This is a genomic window from Pollutimonas subterranea, from assembly GCF_002849655.1.
Taxonomy (GTDB): domain Bacteria; phylum Pseudomonadota; class Gammaproteobacteria; order Burkholderiales; family Burkholderiaceae_B; genus Pollutimonas; species Pollutimonas subterranea.
Genome location: NZ_PDNW01000002.1, coordinates 159,157 through 178,596, shown reverse-complemented (window position 1 = coordinate 178,596; position 19,440 = coordinate 159,157). Strand labels below are relative to the sequence as shown.

20 protein-coding genes and 1 tRNA gene are annotated in these 19,440 nt (G+C 58.5%); 12 read left to right on the top strand and 9 right to left on the bottom strand.

Annotated features, from left to right (window positions below):
• The first annotated feature begins 78 nt into the window (after positions 1-78).
• The 3 genes from goxA (at position 79) to CR159_RS03340 (ending at position 3,931) form a co-directional block, all read left to right on the top strand.
• Positions 79-2,127 (top strand): CTQ-dependent glycine oxidase GoxA, encoded by a 2,049-nt coding sequence (gene goxA, locus CR159_RS03350; RefSeq protein ID WP_102072597.1) that lies wholly within the window; start codon positions 79-81, stop codon positions 2,125-2,127.
• Entirely contained in the window at positions 2,124-3,257 is a 1,134-nt protein-coding gene (gene goxB / locus CR159_RS03345) for a glycine oxidase maturase GoxB (protein ID WP_102072596.1), read from the top strand. Before goxA ends, goxB begins: the two co-directional genes overlap by 4 nt.
• An 83-nt stretch (positions 3,258-3,340) precedes the next feature.
• Entirely contained in the window at positions 3,341-3,931 is a 591-nt protein-coding gene (locus tag CR159_RS03340; protein ID WP_102072595.1) for a phenylacetic acid degradation protein PaaY, read from the top strand.
• 20 nt (positions 3,932-3,951) lie between these two features.
• Here CR159_RS03340 and CR159_RS03335 read toward each other — a convergent pair whose 3' ends face one another.
• Both CR159_RS03335 and CR159_RS03330 read right to left on the bottom strand, forming a co-directional pair.
• On the bottom strand, positions 3,952-5,118 hold the full coding sequence (locus tag CR159_RS03335; RefSeq protein ID WP_102072594.1) for an alpha-hydroxy acid oxidase: 1,167 nt from the start codon (positions 5,116-5,118) through the stop codon (positions 3,952-3,954).
• Between the two features lie 124 nt (positions 5,119-5,242).
• On the bottom strand, positions 5,243-6,172 hold the full coding sequence (locus CR159_RS03330) for a hypothetical protein (protein ID WP_102072593.1): 930 nt from the start codon (positions 6,170-6,172) through the stop codon (positions 5,243-5,245).
• Between the two features lie 96 nt (positions 6,173-6,268).
• Between CR159_RS03330 and CR159_RS03325 the strand changes: the two genes are divergently transcribed.
• Positions 6,269-6,345: transfer RNA gene (locus tag CR159_RS03325), tRNA-Arg, on the top strand.
• Positions 6,346-6,453: 108 nt separating this feature from the next.
• Here CR159_RS03325 and CR159_RS03320 read toward each other — a convergent pair.
• Positions 6,454-7,005 (bottom strand): DNA-3-methyladenine glycosylase, encoded by a 552-nt coding sequence (locus CR159_RS03320; protein WP_102072770.1) that lies wholly within the window; start codon positions 7,003-7,005, stop codon positions 6,454-6,456.
• Positions 7,006-7,179: 174 nt separating this feature from the next.
• Here CR159_RS03320 and CR159_RS03315 point away from each other — a divergent pair, with 174 nt between their 5' ends.
• Positions 7,180-7,389, top strand: a complete 210-nt coding sequence (locus CR159_RS03315) for a cold-shock protein (protein WP_102072592.1) — start codon at positions 7,180-7,182, stop codon at positions 7,387-7,389.
• 52 nt (positions 7,390-7,441) lie between these two features.
• On the opposite strand, the gene CR159_RS03310 is transcribed toward CR159_RS03315, so the two are convergent.
• Together CR159_RS03310 and CR159_RS03305 are read right to left on the bottom strand one after the other, a co-directional pair.
• Positions 7,442-8,500 carry an adenosine deaminase gene (locus tag CR159_RS03310; protein WP_102072591.1) on the bottom strand — a complete coding sequence of 353 codons (1,059 nt, stop codon included), beginning with the start codon at positions 8,498-8,500 and terminating at the stop codon, positions 7,442-7,444.
• 10 nt (positions 8,501-8,510) lie between these two features.
• The gene (locus CR159_RS03305) at positions 8,511-9,140 is read right to left on the bottom strand and encodes a GntR family transcriptional regulator (RefSeq protein WP_233208155.1); all 630 of its coding nucleotides are present in this window, start codon (positions 9,138-9,140) and stop codon (positions 8,511-8,513) included.
• A gap of 144 nt (positions 9,141-9,284) precedes the next feature.
• Between CR159_RS03305 and CR159_RS03300 the strand changes: the two genes are divergently transcribed.
• The 4 genes from CR159_RS03300 to CR159_RS03285 all read left to right on the top strand — a co-directional run bounded on the left by CR159_RS03300 (position 9,285) and on the right by CR159_RS03285 (position 12,814).
• Entirely contained in the window at positions 9,285-10,067 is a 783-nt protein-coding gene (locus CR159_RS03300; RefSeq protein ID WP_102072589.1) for an SDR family oxidoreductase, read from the top strand.
• A 22-nt stretch (positions 10,068-10,089) separates the two neighbouring features.
• A complete protein-coding gene (locus CR159_RS03295; protein WP_102072588.1) occupies positions 10,090-11,007 on the top strand; it encodes a 3-hydroxyacyl-CoA dehydrogenase in 918 nt (305 codons plus the stop codon).
• A gap of 56 nt (positions 11,008-11,063) precedes the next feature.
• Positions 11,064-11,996: a 3,5-dioxohexanoate:acetyl-CoA acetone transferase gene (gene kce, locus CR159_RS03290; protein WP_102072587.1), complete on the top strand. Its 933-nt coding sequence runs from the start codon at positions 11,064-11,066 to the stop codon at positions 11,994-11,996.
• A gap of 62 nt (positions 11,997-12,058) precedes the next feature.
• On the top strand, positions 12,059-12,814 hold the full coding sequence (locus CR159_RS03285; protein ID WP_102072586.1) for an SDR family NAD(P)-dependent oxidoreductase: 756 nt from the start codon (positions 12,059-12,061) through the stop codon (positions 12,812-12,814).
• 4 nt (positions 12,815-12,818) lie between these two features.
• Here the strand turns inward: CR159_RS03285 and CR159_RS03280 are convergent, their stop codons facing one another.
• Genes CR159_RS03280 through zwf form a run of 4 tightly spaced genes read right to left on the bottom strand, consistent with a single transcriptional unit; the run spans position 12,819 to position 16,751 of the window.
• Positions 12,819-13,649 carry an SIS domain-containing protein gene (locus CR159_RS03280; protein ID WP_102072769.1) on the bottom strand — a complete coding sequence of 277 codons (831 nt, stop codon included), beginning with the start codon at positions 13,647-13,649 and terminating at the stop codon, positions 12,819-12,821.
• A 4-nt stretch (positions 13,650-13,653) separates the two neighbouring features.
• Entirely contained in the window at positions 13,654-14,634 is a 981-nt protein-coding gene (locus CR159_RS03275; RefSeq protein WP_102072585.1) for a glucokinase, read from the bottom strand.
• Positions 14,615-15,289, bottom strand: a complete 675-nt coding sequence (gene pgl / locus CR159_RS03270) for a 6-phosphogluconolactonase (protein WP_233208154.1) — start codon at positions 15,287-15,289, stop codon at positions 14,615-14,617. Before pgl ends, CR159_RS03275 begins: the two co-directional genes overlap by 20 nt.
• Before the next feature lies 1 nt (position 15,290).
• Positions 15,291-16,751 carry a glucose-6-phosphate dehydrogenase gene (gene zwf, locus CR159_RS03265; protein WP_102072583.1) on the bottom strand — a complete coding sequence of 487 codons (1,461 nt, stop codon included), beginning with the start codon at positions 16,749-16,751 and terminating at the stop codon, positions 15,291-15,293.
• 134 nt (positions 16,752-16,885) lie between these two features.
• Here zwf and CR159_RS03260 point away from each other — a divergent pair, with 134 nt between their 5' ends.
• From CR159_RS03260 to CR159_RS03250, 3 genes are all read left to right on the top strand, one after another.
• A complete protein-coding gene (locus tag CR159_RS03260; protein WP_102072582.1) occupies positions 16,886-17,920 on the top strand; it encodes a LacI family DNA-binding transcriptional regulator in 1,035 nt (344 codons plus the stop codon).
• 187 nt (positions 17,921-18,107) lie between these two features.
• The gene (locus CR159_RS03255; RefSeq protein ID WP_102072581.1) at positions 18,108-18,779 is read left to right on the top strand and encodes an amino acid ABC transporter permease; all 672 of its coding nucleotides are present in this window, start codon (positions 18,108-18,110) and stop codon (positions 18,777-18,779) included.
• A complete protein-coding gene (locus CR159_RS03250) occupies positions 18,779-19,432 on the top strand; it encodes an amino acid ABC transporter permease (protein ID WP_102072580.1) in 654 nt (217 codons plus the stop codon). The genes CR159_RS03255 and CR159_RS03250 overlap by 1 nt, the downstream gene beginning before the upstream one ends.
• Positions 19,433-19,440 lie beyond the last annotated feature (8 nt).

Sequence of the window (19,440 nt, the reverse complement as noted above, 5' to 3'; positions counted from 1 at the left end):
CTGCCCCTCTTAAACCGTCTTTTCCCTCTGCTAAAATCGAAACATCGACTTACAATATTGCAGAATAAAAGGGACAAGATGTCGTCAGACGTATCCAATACGGCGGTTAGCCGACGGGATTTCCTGGCTGGGGCAGGGGCCCTTGCATTCGGTTTTCCCATGCTGGCCCGTGCCGCCATCGCAGGAACGGACTTCACCGAAGCGTCGGCAGCCCCTGTCGCGCCGGCGGATGCCAAGATCGCACGGTTGGGCATTTATCCCGCCATTGGTATCTGCCGGGTCGGTGGCAGTCCCCAGTGGTTCTTGGCTCCTGAGGTCCCCGGCCTGCCATCGCAACCTGAAGGCGGCTTCAAGGACGGGGCGCAACTCATCAAGAAGCAGATCCAGCGCTTCCGGGTTTACGCTTTTGACGACCACGACAGGGTCATTGGCGAGATCACCCAGGGAAAGGCAAGCATCGAATGGAGCGTACACGTGGCCAACACCAAGGCGGCCTGGTACGGGTTTAATAACCCACTCGATAATGGCGAGCTGGCTCCGGGCCTGCCCGGTCAATTGCGCAATCAGTATTTTGTCTCGGATGCACAGCGCGAGCAGATGCTGCTGATCGACGGCGGCCGCAAGACAATTTCAGGCATCGACGCGAATGCCGATGGGACGTCCGCCGCGCATGCCATGGTGGGCCGATTCTACGATAAGACTGACGTCGGGCTGGGCCACTTGCGCACCGATGACAAAGGGCGCTTATTGGTTTTTCCGCCGGATGGCGTGTCGCGCAGCCCTGTCGGCAGTCCGATTACAAGCTTTGCCGATAACGATGGATGGTATGACGACTGGTGCGACGGTCCTGTCGGCGCAACCGTTACCTTGCCGGATGGCCGACGCCTGAAGGCGGCGCATTCCTGGGTGGCTAGTGTGGGCCCGAACTTTGCGCCCGACATTCCGCCCATCACCACCTTGTACGATGTGGTTGCCGACCTGAATGTGCGCGAAGGCTGGACCGATGTGCCGGCATTGCCCTTGTCCTTCCGGAAACATATCTATCCGACGTTTCGACGCCTGGGGCTGGCGGAGTGGGTGGCTTCGGAGGCAAACTTGCGCCAGGGCTGGCTGGGTATTGGCGACTTTACCGATCCCGCCTACGTGGCCCAGCTTGCCGATCCATCGCCTGAAAATGCTCAGTTCCGTTCATCGATATTCCAGAAGTTTCGCAATCCTGAAAACATCAGTGACCAGGCCTACAAGGAAGAACGGCTCAAGATGCCTTACATGCCGGGCGATGGCATCAATTACGACGGCAGTCCTTTGCAGTGGTTCCAGTTTCCCAAGCTGCAGTATGCATGGCTGAAAGAGTGGGCGGCGGGCAATTTCGTTGACGACCTTGATGATGCGGCTGCGAACGCCATTGCCACGCTGGATGATATCGACGTGGCCCTTCAGCCTGCGGCATTGACTGAAGCGGCGCTGGAACCCTGTTCCGGAGGCGCGTTCCATCCGGGCGTGGAGCTTAGCTACTACATGCGCCTCGCTCCTTTGTATGCGCGGGCTTACGACAGCACGCAGGAACCCTTCCGCATTGCCCAAGGCGAGCGCGGAAGCCTGTTGCAGAACGTTGGGCGTTTGCTGACGACCGAGAAAGCACTGAAGGGCGGCAATGGTGCGCCGGCGCCCATCGGCCCACAGATGCCGGGCGACTTGACGCGCTGGATGGGGCTGCCATGGCAGTGCGATGCCTTCAGTTGCCAGCAGGTCGTCATGCAGGAAGATTTCCCGTCTGCGGCATGGTGGCCCGCGTTGCTGCCCATCGATGTCCTGCCGCAGCATCATTACGAGCAGCTTATGCGGGCGGACCTTTCCGCCGATGCAAGGCTTAAATTCTACGAAACCAGGGTGGCGTGGTCGCGCGGCGTTGCCGGTATCGGCTATCACGCCAATGGCAGCTACTGGGACGGAATCACAAACATGATCCGTCTTTGGCAGCATATGGGTTTTGTCGAAAAACGTGCCGGACCAACGGATGCCGGCAAGCCTGCGGGAATCCCCGACGAGCTGTATGTGGAAATCGGCCGTTCCAATACAGAGATGCGCTTTGATTGGTCGCTTCGGGACGGACAGCTGCCGCGATGAATATCGCTGTCGACGTAGCCGTCGTGGGAGGCGGCATCGCAGCTGCCGCGACGTGCATTGCACTATCCCGCTACGGTATTGAGCCATTGTGGATAGGGCCTTCGGCGTGCACCCAACACGATCCCGTCGGGGAATCGCTGGCACCGGCGGCGAACGCGATATTGACCAGGCTGGGTTTGCAGGATTTGCTCGACAGCCCGCGGCACAGGCCGGCCAATACGACCTTTTCAGCCTGGGGCTCTTCGCGCCTGGTGGAACGGAATGCCATCATTCATCTGGACGGGCCGGGTCGGGTGCTGGACAGGCGGATATTTGAATCCGGCTTGTCCGACCGGGCTGCGGCAGTGGCTCTGCGTCACACCTGTACGTTAGCGTCCGTGGTGCCGCTCGACGACAACGGGTGGCGACTGACATTGGCCGATGGCGTTGTGGCGACTGCCCGGTTCGTCATCGATGCCAGCGGCCGTGGCGCCGCAGTGGGCCGCCATCTTTCCGCGTACCGGCGTGCCGATAATCTTGCGGCAGCGGCGGTCATATTGCGTCAGCACGATAGTCCCGTGGCGCCGACGCCGGCCACGCTTATTGAAGCGCAGCGGGACGGCTGGTGGTATGCGTCCTTGCTGGCTGATGGCCGGCTGTCGCTGGTCTATTTTTCCGACCCGGACATACTGCCCGCCGGCCTGTCGCGTGATCCAGCGGTATGGCGGCGCCTGTTGGCCGATACCGACTATATTGGCCGCTGGGTGTCCGAGGCGGGTTTCGTCGCCGACCGAGCCCCCAGGCTGGCCAGCGCCGGAACAACATGGCTGGATCGCGCTTGTGGCTGGGCAGCGAATGGCGCTGCCTGGGCCGCAGTGGGCGATGCGGCGGCTGCGTTTGATCCATTGTCTTCGCATGGCATCACGTCGGCATTGTGGTGCGCGACACGCGTTGGAGACGCCGCCGTGGCTACCCTAGCGGGCGATCGCGCGCCATTAACAGCCTATGCGGACGCACTGGAGGCGGGCAGAAAGCAATTCCTGGCACAGCGCGCCGTCTTGTACGGGCGGGAAGGCCGATTTGCCGATTCGGCGTTCTGGGTCCGGCGGCGTTCAGCCCTGGATCTGACTGAATCCACGGTGCCGGGGTAGAAAGCCTTGTCCACAAGGCATGCTCGCTGGTAAATTGAACAACCGTTCCGCAACCAGGTATAAAAGTCTCGGAGACTCGCTGCATGTTCAAAGTTTATGCCATCGACGGCATCGTTCCCGTGGTCCATCCTTCGGCCTACGTGCATCCCACCGCGGTCCTCATTGGCGACGTCATTGTCGGTGCGGGCGTGTATATTGGCCCGCTCGCCAGTTTGCGGGGGGATTTCGGCCGAATCGAGCTCAAGGAAGGCTCTAACGTGCAAGACACCTGTGTCATTCATGGCGTGGGCGGCAATGACACCATTGTCGATGTCGATGGGCACATCGGGCATGGTGCAGTACTGCACGGCTGTACTATCGAACGCAACGCCATGGTGGGCATGAACGCCGTGGTCATGGACCAGGCCGTCATTGGTCATTCCAGTGTCGTGGCGGCCATGGCTTTTGTGAAGACGGGCCTGGTGGTGCCGCCGCGCAGCCTGGTGGTGGGTGCGCCGGCACGTGTCTTGCGTGAGCTGAGCGACGCCGAAGTGGCGGGCAAGTCGTTTGGAACGCGCCAATACCAGATGCTTACCCGTCGCTGCCTGCAAACCATGCAGGCCGTTGACCCGCTCACCACGGTCGAACCAGGCAGGGCGCGTCTCACGCCCGAGCTGGTGAATCCGTCAGCCTAGGCGCGAAGCGGTGCCGTGAATCAACGGCGATCGAATATATCGCCGTTCAATAAAATTGAGCGGTCGATATTGTGGATATCGGTATGGCCGCAGAAGCCCATGGTGATGTCCAGCTCGTTGGCGATCATCTGAAGGCAGCGCGTCACACCGGCTTCTCCCATGGCGCCCAGCGAATACAGGAAAGAGCGTCCTATCATGGTGCCCTTGGCGCCCAGCGCGATGGCCTTGAGCACGTCCTGCCCTGAACGGATGCCACCGTCCATCCATACTTCGATTTCCTTGCCTACGGCGTGGGCAATTGCCGGCAGCGCGGAAATGGAGGAGGGTGCGCCGTCAAGCTGGCGACCACCATGGTTGGAGACGACCAGGGCATCGGCGCCACTGTCGACGGCAAGGCGCGCGTCTTCAGCGTCCATGATGCCTTTGAGTATCAGTTTTCCACCCCAGCATTTCTTGATCCATTCAATATCCTTCCAGCTAAGGGCGGGATCGAATTGCTCGGCCGTCCATGACGACAGCGAAGACAGATCGCCCACGCCCTTGGCATGGCCGACAATATTGCCGAAACTGCGGCGCTTGGTTCCCAGCATGCCCAGGCACCAACTTGGCTTGGTGGCCAGGTTGACCAGATTGGCGAAGGTGGGACGTGGAGGCGTGGATAAACCGTTCTTGATGTCTTTATGGCGTTGCCCCAATACCTGCAGGTCCAGCGTCAGTACCAGGGCCGAGCAATTGGCGGCCTTGGCACGGTTAATCAGGCGCTCGATGAAGTCCCGATCACGCATGACGTACAACTGGAACCAGAATGGCTTGTGCGTATGGGCCGCGATATCTTCGATGGAGCAGATGCTCATGGTCGACAAGGTGAACGGAATACCGAATTTTTCGGCTGCCTTGGCACCCAGGATTTCTCCGTCGGCATGTTGCATGCCAGTCAGGCCGGTTGGCGCGATGGCCACGGGCATGGCGACATCGATCCCTATCATTGAACTGCGGTGAGTACGCGTTTCAATGTCAACGGCTACACGCTGGCGAAACTTCAATTTATGGAAATCAGTTTCGTTGGAGCGGTACGTGCCTTCTGTCCAGGAGCCGGAGTCGGCATAATCGTAAAACATTCGAGGGACCCGGCGCTGGGCTAGCCGGCGAAAGTCTTCCATGCAGGTGATTTTGGATGGACTGGGCAAGAAACATCTCCTTGATTTTTGTCTGGACGTGGGGTGGTACGGCCGTCTTTTTTATCGAATATCGCATCTTAACCAAAATCATCGCTGGATTGATACGATTCATGAAGGCGGTCGCGCAGGTTTATTAGGCCATATCAAGTTGTTCCACGGCATTGGCGTAGACCATCAGCGCCTTGCTGCCATTCCACCACACCACGCGTGCGACCGGGGCTAGGCTGGCAATATCAAGCGCCTGCCTGGGATCGCTTTCAATAAAGTGCGTGTGGCATCGTGCGAGAATTGCTTGCGCCTTGTGCGAGGCACTTTGTGCCGCGGTGTGAAGGGCCTCGTCGCGCATGATCAATGGCCCATGAAACCCATGCTGATCCAACCAGCACTGTGTGCGTTCGCGATCCTGCTCGGGGCGGCCGGTGATAATCGTAATGTCGCTCAAATCAAGCTGCGGCAAGCTGGCACTGGGAGGCAGCACATCCCGGCGCGCCAGGGTTTCATGCAGCGCCTGCGCGTATTCGTGTTCAGGCAAATCCATCAATAGCACGCCGTCCAGGTCAATGGCCCAGGACGCGTAGTCATAGGCGAGCCGGTCAGGGCAATTCCGGGTCGCATCGAACGATGGGGTAATGGATTCCCGTTCCCATGGGAACCAGGCCCGGAAGCCCGTCGGGATCTCTATCCCAAAATCCGGCTTGATACGTGATTCGTCATCGTAGGCCAAGGTAAAGACGGTAACGTCGTGACCTTGCGCACGCAAATAATCTACGCTGTCCGACAAGGTGGTGCCGCGTCCGGCAACATCTTCAATGAGAAGCAGGCGGCTGTTTGGTTGGGGCTGATCGACGGTATACCAGGAGACCTGTCGACTGGCACGAGCATAGGCCAGCGCATGCAGCGGGACGTCCAGGCTTGTAGAGGCCATGACGCCCGGTGTCAGCGCTCCGCGTGCGATGGCGACCACGGCATGGAAGTTCATGAACCTCCACGCTGGGACAAAGCCTGAAATGACGGTTTCGATACGCGAGTAGTCATAAGAGTAAGCAGCGCGGGGTGGGCTCATGCCGGAATCCTTGGCGAAAACCTCATTCTACTCACCATCGCCAAAGGCGCGCGGGACACGAAAAAAAATCTGTGTTATAGTTACGCCTCTTCCAAAGCGGCTGTAGCTCAGTTGGATAGAGTACTTGGCTACGAACCAAGGGGTCGTGGGTTCGAATCCTGCCAGCCGCGCCAGAATTTACCAATGTAGTTTGTTGGTTAAAACCGCCTAGAGCTTCAATTCTCTAGGCGGTTTTTTTTTGCCTGCACGTTGGGCCTTTATGCATCCAAGGCTGCGAGCGCCTACTTCCTGGAAATATAAGGATTGCCTTCTATATAGAAGCGCAATAGTTTTCCAGCCCATTCGCCGGCATAGTCCACGCCGATACGGGGGCGTGGCACAATTTCTATCGTTTGCGGCTCGGGCGCATTGGTGATGTAGAAATCTTCGCTGGTCAGGTCGTGGCCGTAATGGCTGCGGTCTATGCCCATGGCTTTGCATAACCGGCCTGGACCCTTGGTGTTATCCGAGAGATTGGCGATAGGCTCCAGTGCCCGCAACAGGACGGCCGCGCCCGTTCCGTCCGGCTCGGTGACGACGTTCATGCAGTGGTGCATTCCGTATATCAGGTACACATAGGCGAACCCGGGAGGCCCATACATGACTTGGGTGCGGGGAGTGATGCCCTTGGAGGTATGCGCGGCAAGGTCGTGTGGCCCCAAATAGGCCTCGACCTCGACAATCTTTCCGATGCGCTCGGCACCGTCAATGTGATGAACCAGCAGTTTGCCGAGCAGGTCATGAGCGACCTGCGTGGTGTCTCTGTTGTAGAATTCTCTGGGAAGTGGAGGCATTAAATTTTGTTTGACAGTTTGTTTTCGTGATGCTACCATTAGCGGTTAGATTTTCAAGTTCGTTGAAGTTAGTGCAAGTGAAGTACCAGGAAACAGTATTTTTTTGTTCAAATCTCTACACCTTGACCGTCTTCTATAGGGCATAGTGCTCGTATTTTTAGGGATTGCAAAAAAATGCAAACAGAAACTGGTATTGTAAAGTGGTTCAACAACGAAAAGGGCTTTGGTTTCATCAAGCCTGAATCGGGTGGCAAGGACTTGTTCGCGCACCACACCGACATCGTCGGTACGGGCTTCAAGTCGCTGGAAGAAAACCAACGTGTTTCTTTCGTCGCTGCCGAAGGCCAAAAAGGCCCACAAGCCAAATCGATCGAAGCCATCTAAGCTTCGCTGGATTTCAGAAGAACCCGCCGCAAGGCGGGTTTTTTTATGGGCGCTACATGGCCGGCGTGCTGTTGTCCGCCACATACGCAGACAAAGTCTCCATATGCTTGTGCTTCTGCTCTGGCGGCAGGAACGATGCCGTTATGCTGTTTTGTGCCAGCTCGAAAAGTTCGTGACGCGTCAACGCCAGGTGTTCGGCACAGACAATATAGTTATCCGCCACGTAGCCGCCAAAATAGGCAGGGTCGTCCGAGTTCACGGTAGCCATTACGCCCAATCGCAGCAAGCGTGCCAGATTGTGCTGCGGCATGCTTTGAATGACTTGCAGCTTCAGGTTCGAAAGCGGACAGACGGTCAGCGGCACTTGCTGGTCAATCAGCCGCTGCAGCAGCACCGCGTCTTCCTCACTGCGCACGCCATGGTCGATGCGTTCCACCTGAAGCAAATCCAGCGCATCGCGCACATAGTCGGCGGGGCCTTCTTCGCCTGCGTGGGCCACCAGGCGAAAGCCCAGTTCCCTGCATCGCGCAAAAACTCGTGCAAATTTGCCGGGCGGATTGCCATGCTCGGCGGAATCCAACCCGATGCCTGTCCAGAGGTCGTTGTACTGTTCCCGCAAAGGCAGGGCCGCTTCCAGGGTGGCAATGGCGTCCTCCTCGGACAGATGGCGCAGGAAGCTCAGTATCAGGTAACTGGTGATTCCCGTGGTCGCACGCGTTTCCCGCAGTGCTCGCGCAATGCCGGCGAAAACGGTTTCCATGGCCACGCCGCGCGCCGTGTGCGTTTGCGGATCGAACATGATTTCCGCATGTACCACGCCGTCTTGCCTGGCCCGGCTCATATAGGCCATCGTCATGTCGTAGAAATCGCGTTCCGTGATCAGCACGCCGGCCCCGGCGTAATACAAGTCCAGGAAGGATTGAAGACTGTCGAAAGCATAGGCACGCCGCAACTCGTCGACACTGGAGTAGGGCAGTTCAACGCCGTTGCGCCTTGCCAACTCGAACATCAGCTCGGGCTCGAGCGAACCTTCTATATGGAGATGGAGTTCGGCCTTGGGCAGGCCGCGCACAAAGGTGTGCAGGTCTAGCTGGAGTACTGATTTGGACATGCTGGGCGCTTCATGAAAATTGCTTGGCGTAAATATAGTCGAAGGCGCCTTTTATGTCGTTGTGCAGCGCTTGTCTGGCCTCAGCCGGTATTCCCTGTTCGAGCGCGTCAATCATTTTGATGTGGTGATTCACGGCGATTTTGTTCTGTGTTCGTTCCGACCCGGCACGAATGTCGTAGTTCAGGATCGGACCAATTCTGAGCCATAGCGTTTCGATGATTTTCAGGAGCATGGGCATTGCCGCCGCCTCGTATATCGAGAAGTGGATTTCCTTGTTGAGCATCACAATCGATGCCTTGTTGTTGTCGGGAGCGTCCATTTCCCGGGCAAGCGTTTCGTTCAGGCTTCTAAGCGACAGTATCAGCGCCGGTGTGGCCTTCAAGGTGGCTTGCTCTACGGCATAGCCCTCGATCTGCAGACGAATGTCGGTGATTTCCTTGAACTGTTCCCGCGTCATGGTGGGCACCCTGACCGATCGATTCGGCGCCACTTCCAGCGCCTGGTCCGCAACTAACTGATATACGGCCTCGCGTACGGGCATTACGCTGACCCCCAATGCCTCGGCCGTGGAGCGAAGGGAAAGTTGTTCGCCCGGCATAAGACGCCCGCTGAGCAGCAGGTCTTTAATTTGGAAAAGCACATTGGCACCGAGCGTCTCTCTTCGCGGGGCCGGCTGTAGCAGTGTCTGCATGGCGCTTGATTAAGGGTTATCACTTACTGTGATCTGTGATCTCAGTTGCTAGTATAGCGAGAAAATACCACAGCGACCCAAGGAGAGGCATCTATGTTTGAAGACGTGAGCATGAAAGCGAAAAAGGTGCTGATTACCGCCGGGGCCAGTGGCCTGGGGCTGGAGATGGCACGCGTCTTTATGGCGGCCGGATGCGAGGTTTTTATTTGCGATGTGAATCAGGATCTTCTTCAGCAGGCCCGGGCAGAGCTTCCGTCACTTCATACGGCGCTTGCGGACGTATCCGATGAAGCCAGTGTCGCGGCTTTGTTCGAACAGGTCGCCGGCACTTTCGGGACGCTGGACGTGCTCGTGAATAACGCCGGCATAGCCGGCCCAACCGGCTATGTCGAGACATTGCAGAAGGCTGATTGGGACAAGACCCTGGCGGTCAATATCACGGGTCAGTTTTTGTGTGCACGGCTTGCCATCCCATTGCTCAAGAAGTCGGATGACGGTGTCATGATCAATATGTCATCGGCGGCCGGGCATCTGGGATTTGCAGGCCGGTCCGCCTATGCCGCGTCCAAATGGGCCGTAATTGGATTCACGAAAAGCCTGGCCATAGAGCTGGGCAAATATGGCATACGGGTCAATGCGATTTTGCCGGGTGCGGTCGAAGGACCCCGCATCAGGGCGGTCATCGCGGCCAAGGCCGAAACACTGGGCAAGCCTGTGCAAGAGGTCGCTGCCGCGTATGAGCAGCAGGCGTCGATGGGGCGCATGGTCTCGGCGCGCGATATTGCGAATATGGCGTTGTTCACGGCAAGCGCCGCCGCCGGCAGTGTAAGCGGGCAGGCCCTGGTGGTTGACGGGCACACCCAGTCTCTCGTTTAACTCTGACAATAGCGAGAAAATAATGAACGTTGCAGTTGTAGGCGCAGGACTCATCGGCCAGGCGTGGGCTATTGTGTTTGCGCGGGGAGGCTGCGATGTGCGGCTGTGGGATGGCGATCAGCAGGCTCTTGATAGTGCGCTGACGCTTATCGGCAGGCAGGTGGCCGAGCTCGAGAATCAGCAACTGCTGCTTGATGCGGCCAGCGTCATGTCACGCATACAGACGTCGGCCAGCCTGGAGCACGCCCTGAGCGGCGCCCAGTACGTTCAGGAAAATCTGCCTGAAAGAGTGGCATTGAAGCAAGAAATTTTCAGCAAACTGGATACCTTGAGCGACCCCCGTGCCGTACTGGCCAGCTCAACATCGAGCATCCCCGCATCGGCCTTTACCGAGCATCTGGCTGGACGGCACCGCTGCCTGGTGGCGCACCCGGTCAATCCCCCGTATCTCATTCCCGTGGTCGAGCTGTGCGGCGCTCCATGGACTGATGAGTCCGCCGTGGAAAAGGCGCGATCCCTGCACGCGTCGGTCGGACAGAAGCCGGTCATCGTGCACAAGGAACTGGAAGGGTTCGTGCTCAACCGCTTGCAAGGCGCGCTGCTGCGCGAGGCATTTCGCCTGGTCCAGGGCGGCTGCATTTCAGCCGAGGATCTGGACACCACGGTCAAGGACGGCCTGGGCCTGCGCTGGGCCTTCATGGGGCCGTTCGAGACCATAGACCTGAACGCCCCGGAAGGCGTCCAGGATTATTGCAATCGCTACGGGGACATGTACCAGTCAATTGCCAGGGAGCAGACATCGGTCGATGCATGGGATGCGGAAATCGTGGCTGACATCGAGCAACAGCGGCGGTCTTTGTTGCCCAAAGCGGAACTGCTGGATCGGCGCCTCTGGCGTGACGCGCGCCTGATGGAATTGTTGCGGCTCAAAAATGCCTGATTCCGGCGTACCCGACTGACTCATATCGCATCAGCATCATTAAGGAAGAACCAACCATGGCCAGCAAGAAGAAAGTTGTCATCACCTGCGCGGTAACCGGCGCCATCCACACTCCCAGCATGTCCGAGCACCTTCCGGTCACCGCCGATGAAATCGCAGACGCTGCGATTGCAGCCGCCGAAGCCGGCGCTGCAGTCCTGCATCTGCATGCGCGTGATCCGATTAATGGCAAGCCTTCGCAAGAACCCGATTTATTCCGGCCGTTCCTGGAGCGCATCAAGGCCAGTACCGACGCCGTGGTCAACATCACCACCGGCGGCAGCCCGCACATGACGGTCGAGGAACGCATGCGCCCGGCCATGACGTTCAAGCCCGAATTGGCATCGCTGAATATGGGCTCCATGAATTTCGGCCTGTTCCCCATGCTCGATCGCTTCAAAACCTTCCAGCATGAATGGGAGCGCGAACACCTTGAAAACAGCCGCGATCTCATTTTCAAGAACACCTATAAGGATATAGAGGCCATACTCAGGAAGGGCACGGAAAACGGCACGCGTTTCGAATTCGAATGCTACGACATCAGCCACTTGTACAACCTGGCGCATTTCATGGACAAGGGGCTGGTGCAGAACCCACCATTCATCCAGTCGGTATTCGGCATACTGGGGGGTATTGGCCCCGACCCGGAAGACTTGATGCATATGCGCCGTACCGCGGACCGCCTGTTCGGGGATAACTACGAATGGTCCATCCTGGGTGCCGGGCGCAACCAGATTCCGCTGGCGACCATGGGCGCAGCCATGGGGTCGAATGTACGCGTCGGCCTGGAAGATTCGCTGTGGATCGGGCCCGGTAAGCTGGCATCGTCCAACGCCGAGCAGGTAAGCCGCATACGCATCATCCTGGAGGCTCTGAACCTTGACGTGGCAACGCCGGCCGACGCCCGCGCCATCCTGCATCTGAAAGGCGCCGACAAGGTCGCCTTCTGATGGTTGCATGAAGGGGCGCGCATTTTGTCGCGCTCCAACGAATACCTTTACCGGGATGGTCTATGTTTGATTTGTCTGGACAGGTCGCGCTGATTACGGGGTCATCACGCGGCATCGGCCTGGCCGCCGCACGCGCATTGGGACGCCAGGGCGCGACGGTCATCATCAATGGCCGGGATGCCGACTCGCTGGAGCGCGCCCGGGAAAAACTTGCCGTCGAAGGCATCGACAGCGTTGTTTTGCCTTTCGACATCACCGATATCGACCAATCCATCGTGGCGGTCGACACGGTGCTGAAGACAGTGGGCAAGATAGACATATTCTTTTCGAACGCCGGCATACAACACAGGGAAAAACTTCTCGATTTTCCGCTGGCCGAGTTTGAGCGCGTGGTGTTTGCCAATCTGACGGCGCAGTGGGCGCTGGGCCGGCATGTGGCGGCCGGCATGCATGCACAGGGGTACGGGCGTATTATTTTTACGGGTTCGATCACGGCACTGCTGGGTCGGCGGGAAGTGACCGCCTATACCGCCGCCAAGGCTGCCATGCACGGTATCGTGCGTCAGTGGGCCACCGAATTGTCGGAGTCGGGGATTACCGTCAACGCCGTTGCGCCGGGCTATATAAGAACCGAGCTCACCACCAAGCTGTGGAAAGACCCTGAATTCACATCCTGGCTGGAAAACCGGGTTCCCGTGAAAAAGTGGGGCGAACCTGACGACATTGCGTCGACGCTGGTCTTTCTTGCTGCCCGGGAATCCCGTTTCGTAACCGGGCAAGTCCTGGCCGTTGACGGTGGCTTGTCTTCAAGCATGTAGGCGGCTACGCGCGCCGGTCGCGCAGGCTCTGCTTGGTTTTCTCCAGCACTCTGCTGACATTGTTCCCGTACTTTAGCGCCAAGCCCAGAGCCAGTACATCGATCAGTGCCAGATGGACCAGGCGCGAGATCATGGGGCTGTAGATATCGGTGTCTTCCTGGGTATCGGCTCGCAGCAGAACCGTCGCCATTTGCGCCAATGGCGTGTTCGAGGCGGTGATGGCGACGACCGGGCAGCCATTTCCCAAAGCGAGTTTGACCGCATCCAGCAATTCCCGCGAACGTCCCGAGTGCGAAATGGCCACCAGCACATCCGCAGGACTTAACAGAGAGGCCGCCATGAGCTGTGTGTGGGTATCGGAATAGGCCACCGTGGACAAATCAAAGCGAAAAAACTTGTGCTGTGCGTCGGCGGCGACAATGCCGGAATTCCCGACGCCGTAGAACTCGATGCGCCGGGCGCCGGCCAGCAGGCCGATGGCCGTATCGAGGCGGTCGGCATTGATGTCGTTACGCACGCGCAGCAGCGCCGATACGGCATTGTCGAGTACTTTGGCGGCCAGTACCGCAGTGCCGTCCCCGGCGCCAAGCGATGAGTGCACATACGGTACGCCCACCATAAGGCTGGCTGCGAGTTTGATTTTGAAGTCGGGCCAGCCGTCGTAGCCGAGCGACCTGCAAAATCGGATTACGGTAGGTTCGCTGACGTGAGCCCGCTTGGCCACCTCGGCCAGAGCAGACCGCGCAACGGCTTGAGTCTGATCCAGGATGAGGCGTGCCACTTTGCCTTCGGCCGTGCTCAACTGGGGAAGCTGGCGTTCTATTTGCTCAAGCACCGAGTCATTCATTGATGCATGCATCCAGATAGGCGGCAGCACCTGTCAGTGCCGGGTTCTCGCTGGTGATGACGAAAACGGGTATGGCCGCCATATAGTCCGAGAAGCGGCCCTTGTCGTTGAAGCGCTGGCGAAACGGGGAATCGGCGAAATAGCCGTCGAGCTTGGGAATGATGCCGCCACCGATATAAATGCCTCCTCGCGCGCCCAGCATGAGCGCAAGATTGCTGGCTACCGTGCCCAGAATGGCGCAGAAGGTGTCCAGCGCCTGCCGGCAATGGTTGCTGCTGTCCGCGATTGCGTGCTTGCTGATGTCGGAAGCCGAATAGTCCAGTCCCTTGTTGCCCGCGCGCCGGCATAGTTTCTGGTAAATAAACTGCAGGCCGGATCCGGAGACCAGGCGTTCCATGGAGACATGCCCGAACTCTTCATGGGCTTCCTGCCAAAGCAGGAGCTCCTGCTGGTCGGAGGGCGCGAAACTGACATGCCCGCCTTCAGCGGCCAACGGCACCCACCCTTGCGATGTGGGGATAAGGGCAGAGACGCCCAGGCCCGTACCCGGGCCCACGACCCCCAGCGGTGTCCCGGCTACAGCCTGGCCGCCGCCGACGGCACGCAGTTCACTTTGCGGTAGATGGGGCAATGCCAGCGCCAGCGCCGTAAAGTCGTTGATGACATGCAGCTTCTCGAAGCCACACGCTTCTCGCGTGGCCTCGATCGAGAACTCCCATGGGAAATTGGTCATTTTTACATGATCGCCGACGATAGGATTGGCGATCCCGATGGCGGCATGCGTGATTGCCGGGCTGCCGACGCTGTGCAGATAGCCCTTGATGGCGTCTACGATGCTGGGGTAGTCCGCCACGTTGACCACGCTGACGTTCCGGATATCGTCGACCGATGTCGATAAAGCGAATCGCGCGTGCGTTCCGCCTATGTCGGCGACAAGGCGGGACGGTTTGGTTTCAGGGGTGCCAGTAGACATCAAGAGGTACTCCGGATTGCGATATAAGGTAGCTTACTGGCAGGCGCGGTGTCGCTTGAAGCGCGGCTTGTTCAGCAATGCGCCGCTTGTGCGGGCCGCTGATGGCCAGCAGGAGGTGCCCGCTTGCCAATAGCGCCGCCAGCGTCATGCTGATTCTTTCGTGGGGTGCATGCGCCGGGCTGACATGAACATAGCGGTGGCTTGCCTGTGTATCCAGGGCCTGTTCCAGCTGCGGCGCCTCGGGGAATAACGACGCTGTATGACCGTCATCGCCCATACCCAGCACGGCCAGGCTGATGGCGTGGGTTTGACGATTGGCGTCCTGCAAACACAGTGCGAGATCGCCGGGGTGGCTGACCAGGCCGGTGAAACGTGCCTGTCGGGCGCGGTTCTTCAGCAAATGAGTGCGAACAAGCCGCTCGTTGCTGTCGGGATGATCGGGAGGAACAAAACGCTCGTCAACCAGCGTGATATGGATTTTCTCCCAAGGCAGGGCCTCGAGGCTGAGCCGTTCGAACAATGGCACGGGCGATCGTCCGCCCGACACGGCCAGTCCGGCGCAGCCGGTGTGTTCTATGGCATTGGCAAGCACGGAGGACACCTTGTCGACCATGGTGTTCAGATAGTCTTTTTGATCGTCGAAATCGTATTGCAATTCAGGTCTCCTCATGCCACACCACCCCGGCACGCGAAACCAGGGCGCTGGAAGCGGCGGGGCCCCAGCTGCCTGCCGTATAGGGTTTTGGCGGGACCGAGTGTTTGTTCCAGCATTCCAATATAGGCTCGACCCAGGCCCACGCCTGCGCCTGCTCGTCGCGGCGCATGAAAAGCGACAATTGCCCGCGTATGACGTCCAGCAGCAGGCGCTCATAGGCATCGGCGCGGCGCGACTTAGACATAGCGTGGAAATCCAGATTGAGGTAAGTGGATTGCAGATTCATCGCATCGCCTGGCTCCTTGGCCAGGAAATACAGGCGCACGCTTTCCTTGGGTTGCAGGCCTATGACCATGCGATTGGCGCAGTGCGAACCCAGGGGTGAGGGAAACAGCGCATGCGGAACGTCCCGGAAATTGATGACGATCTCGGCTACCCGCTCTTGCAGGCGCTTGCCGGTACGCAGGAAAAAAGGAATGCCGGCCCAGCGCCAGTTGACGATTTCCGCTTGCAAGGCAACAAAAGTTTCGGTGTTGCTATCCGGCGCCACATTCAGTTCTTCGCGGTATCCCGCCACTGGCATGCCGTTGATGGCGCCGCTGCGATATTGGCCTCGTACACTTTTGGACAGCACGTCTTCAGTGCTGAAGGGCTTGAGCGACCTCAGTACCTTCAGCTTTTCATCGCGTATTGCGTCCTCGGAAAGGCTGGGCGGGGGTTCCATGGCTACGATGCACAGAAGCTGCAGCAGATGACTTTGCAGCATGTCCCGCAGTGCTCCGGTGCGATCATAGAATTCGCCGCGTTCCTCCACGCCCAGGTCTTCGGCAATGGTGATTTGTATATTGTCTATCCATTCGCGGCGCCACAGGGGTTCGAACAGTGTGTTGCCGAAGCGGATCGCCATCAGATTCTGTACCGACTCTTTACCCAGGTAGTGGTCGATACGATATATCTGGTTTTCCGCAAAGCACTGTCCCACCGCCTCGCTGATGGTGCCGGACGATTCCAGGTCGTGACCCAGGGGTTTTTCCAGGACGATGCGGACACAGGGATGGTTCAGGCCCACCGCAGCCAGGTTCTGGCAGATAGGGATGAACAGGTGGGGAGCAGTCGCCAGATAACATACCGTAATGCGGTTGCCTGGGCTGTCCATTGCCGCGACCAGCTTGCGATAGTCTTCGATATTGCCGGCATCCAGAGTCTGGAATTGCAGGCGGCTGACGAAACTTTCCCATACTTTGTCATCGTAGTCGCCGCCCAGCTTGGGCCGGACCCGCTGCTGCAGCAGGTCAAGGTAACCTTCAAGTCCGATGGGCTTGCGGCCCAGTGCAAAAATGCGGCCGTCCGCATGCAAGGCGCCTGCCTTGTGAGCCTGGTATAGCGCGGGAAGCAGTTTGCGTAGTGCCAGGTCGCCGGTGCCGCCGAAAAAAACGATATCGAATGCCGGCGTGGTGGCCATGGAAAGCTCCCTGATCGAAAATGTAATTAAGCTACAGGCCGCCCACAATGTAAAGTGCAAATCGGGAAGGGTGAGCGTGTTATGTTCATCGTAACGGTATCATCGATTCACGCATTCACCTGTCAGACCCAACCATGATCAAAAGCCCGGCCCGCAACACAATAGCCGACGTAGCTCGTCACGCGGGCGTTTCCAAAGCCACCGTATCGCGTTTTCTCAATCATCGCGAAACCCTGCTTTCTCCCGAGATTGCAATCCGCGTGGAAACCGCGATCGCGCAGTTGGGCTATACCCCCAGCCCGATGGCCCAATCCCTGAAGCGCGGGCGCTCGCGCCTTATAGGGCTGGTCGTGGCCGATATTACGAATCCCTATTCCGTGGCTGTCCTGCGGGGCGCCGAGCAGGCATGCCGTGAAGCCGGCTACCTGCTTATGCTGTTCAACCTGGGCAATGAAGGCGAACGCGAAACCGCAGGCATTCATGCCTTGTCGTCGTATCGGGTTGAAGGTTTCATACTCAATACCATGGGCCATGATGCGGGCGCGCTCCTGGAGACCGCAAGGCAAGGCAAGCCCATGGTATTGGTCGACCGCCTGCACAAAGGGCTCGACGTGGACTTCGTCTCGCTGGACAATCATCAAGCCATCTATTTGAGCGCACAGCATCTGTTCGACGCCGGCTATCACGAGCTGTTGCTGGTCACCGAACCGCTGGGGGAGGTCAGCTCCCGGGTTGAGCGCGCTCGGGCCTTCGATGCATTCGTCGCCGGGCATCCCCCGGTCTCGGGGCGCTGCACCGAAAGCCGCGAACAAGATAGAGACGCCCTGGCCGATGCGTTGCGGGCATGCCGTGACCGCGCCCGAGCCAGGTCCGCCATGCCGGCGATCATCGCCAACAATGCTGTCGTGACGCTGCGGGTCGTCGCCGCCGTCGACCGGCTGGGGTGGGAATTGGGAAAGGACATTGGCCTGGTCGGTATCGACGATACCGAATGGGCGCCGTACGTGGGACCAGGCATCAGCACGGTGTCCCAGCCTACCAATGAGCTCGGACGCAAGGCGGCACAATGCCTCATGCAACGGGTGGCAGGATCGACCGTTGCGGCGCGTCAAATCTTGTTGCCCGGCACATTGATGGCCCGGGGTTCATCGCGTCCGGCGACCGCCTAGGCAAAAGTCCTGATATAATTTTCAGTCTTGTCGCCCCGACGTGAAACCGGTTTCATACGCAAATAGCGTGCAAATCAATACTTATTGATGGGGCGTCATGCTTATGGCGATATGCTTTTTTTGTAGGTATTTTCCGCCACAACGCGGTAAGCTTGACCCGCCGGCAATACCTTAGGTCTGAGATAACGTGAATTATTCCTTCCAATTTGGCCCGGTCTTCGACGCTTGGCCTTTGTTGCTTCACGGCACCTGGATGACTATTCAGCTGTCATTCATGGCAATGGTGCTCGGATCCCTCGTTGCGATTTTTTGCGCATGGGGCAAGACGGCAGGTCCCGCCCCGTTGCGCTGGATCATCAATGCGTATATCGAAGTCATACGCAATACCCCCTTCCTCGTGCAGTTGTTTTTCTTTTTCTTTGCGCTCCCCGCGGTCGGAGTACGTTGGTCGCCCTATACGGCAGCGCTGGTGGCCATGGTGTTCAACCTGGGTGCGTACGCGACCGAGATCGTGCGCGCCGGTATCGAATCCATCCCCAAAGGCCAAATCGAAGCCGGAGCCGCACTCAGCCTGTCGCGCATCGAAATCTTCCGTTTTATTGTGCTCAAGCCGGCGTTGAAGGCGATCTATCCCGCACTGACCAGCCAATTCATCTTGTTGATGCTGGCATCGAGCGTCGTTTCGGTGATATCGGCCGATGACCTCACTTCGGTGGCCGCCAACCTGCAGTCCGAGACTTTCCGAAGCTTCGAGATCTATATCGTCGTGACCGGCATCTACCTTCTACTTACCCTGGCCTTTTCTTATCTGTTCCGACTGATCTACCAGTGGGGCCTCAATTATCCGGACCGTCGATAATGCGTACTTTTGGCTATTCCGATTTCTGGTTCATTATCGAAGCCGCCCAGTGGACCATCGCCTTGTCCATCATGGCCTTCATCGGCGGCGGCATTGTCGGGCTGATTGTTGCGCTGTCGCGTTCATCCGATAATACGATTGCGCGCGGCGCCTCCATGGGATTCATAAAGCTGTTCCAGGGAACGCCCCTGTTGCTGCAACTGTTCCTGGTCTTTTTTGGCGCGCCGGTACTCGGGCTCGATGTGAATCCCTGGATTGCCGCGGCAGTGGCGCTTACCCTCAATAGTGGCGCATTTTTGGGCGAGATCTGGCGCGGCTGCATCCAGGCAATTCCACGCGGCCAGTGGGAAGCCGCCGAAGCGCTGGGCCTGTCGTATCGCTACAAAATGCGCGACGTGGTGCTGCCGCAGGCGCTGAAGGTTGCCGTGCCTCCCACAGTGGGATATATGGTGCAAATCGTGAAGGGCACCTCGCTGGCGGCCATTATCGGCTTCACCGAGTTGACCCGTGCGGGCCAGATCATCAATAACGCTACCTTCCAGCCCATGGTGGTGTTTTCGGTGGTCGCAGCCATCTACTTTTTACTATGCTGGCCCCTGTCTTTGCTGGCTTCCTATATGGAACGGCGCCTTGCCGTGTCGCTTTCACGCTAGAACCTGGG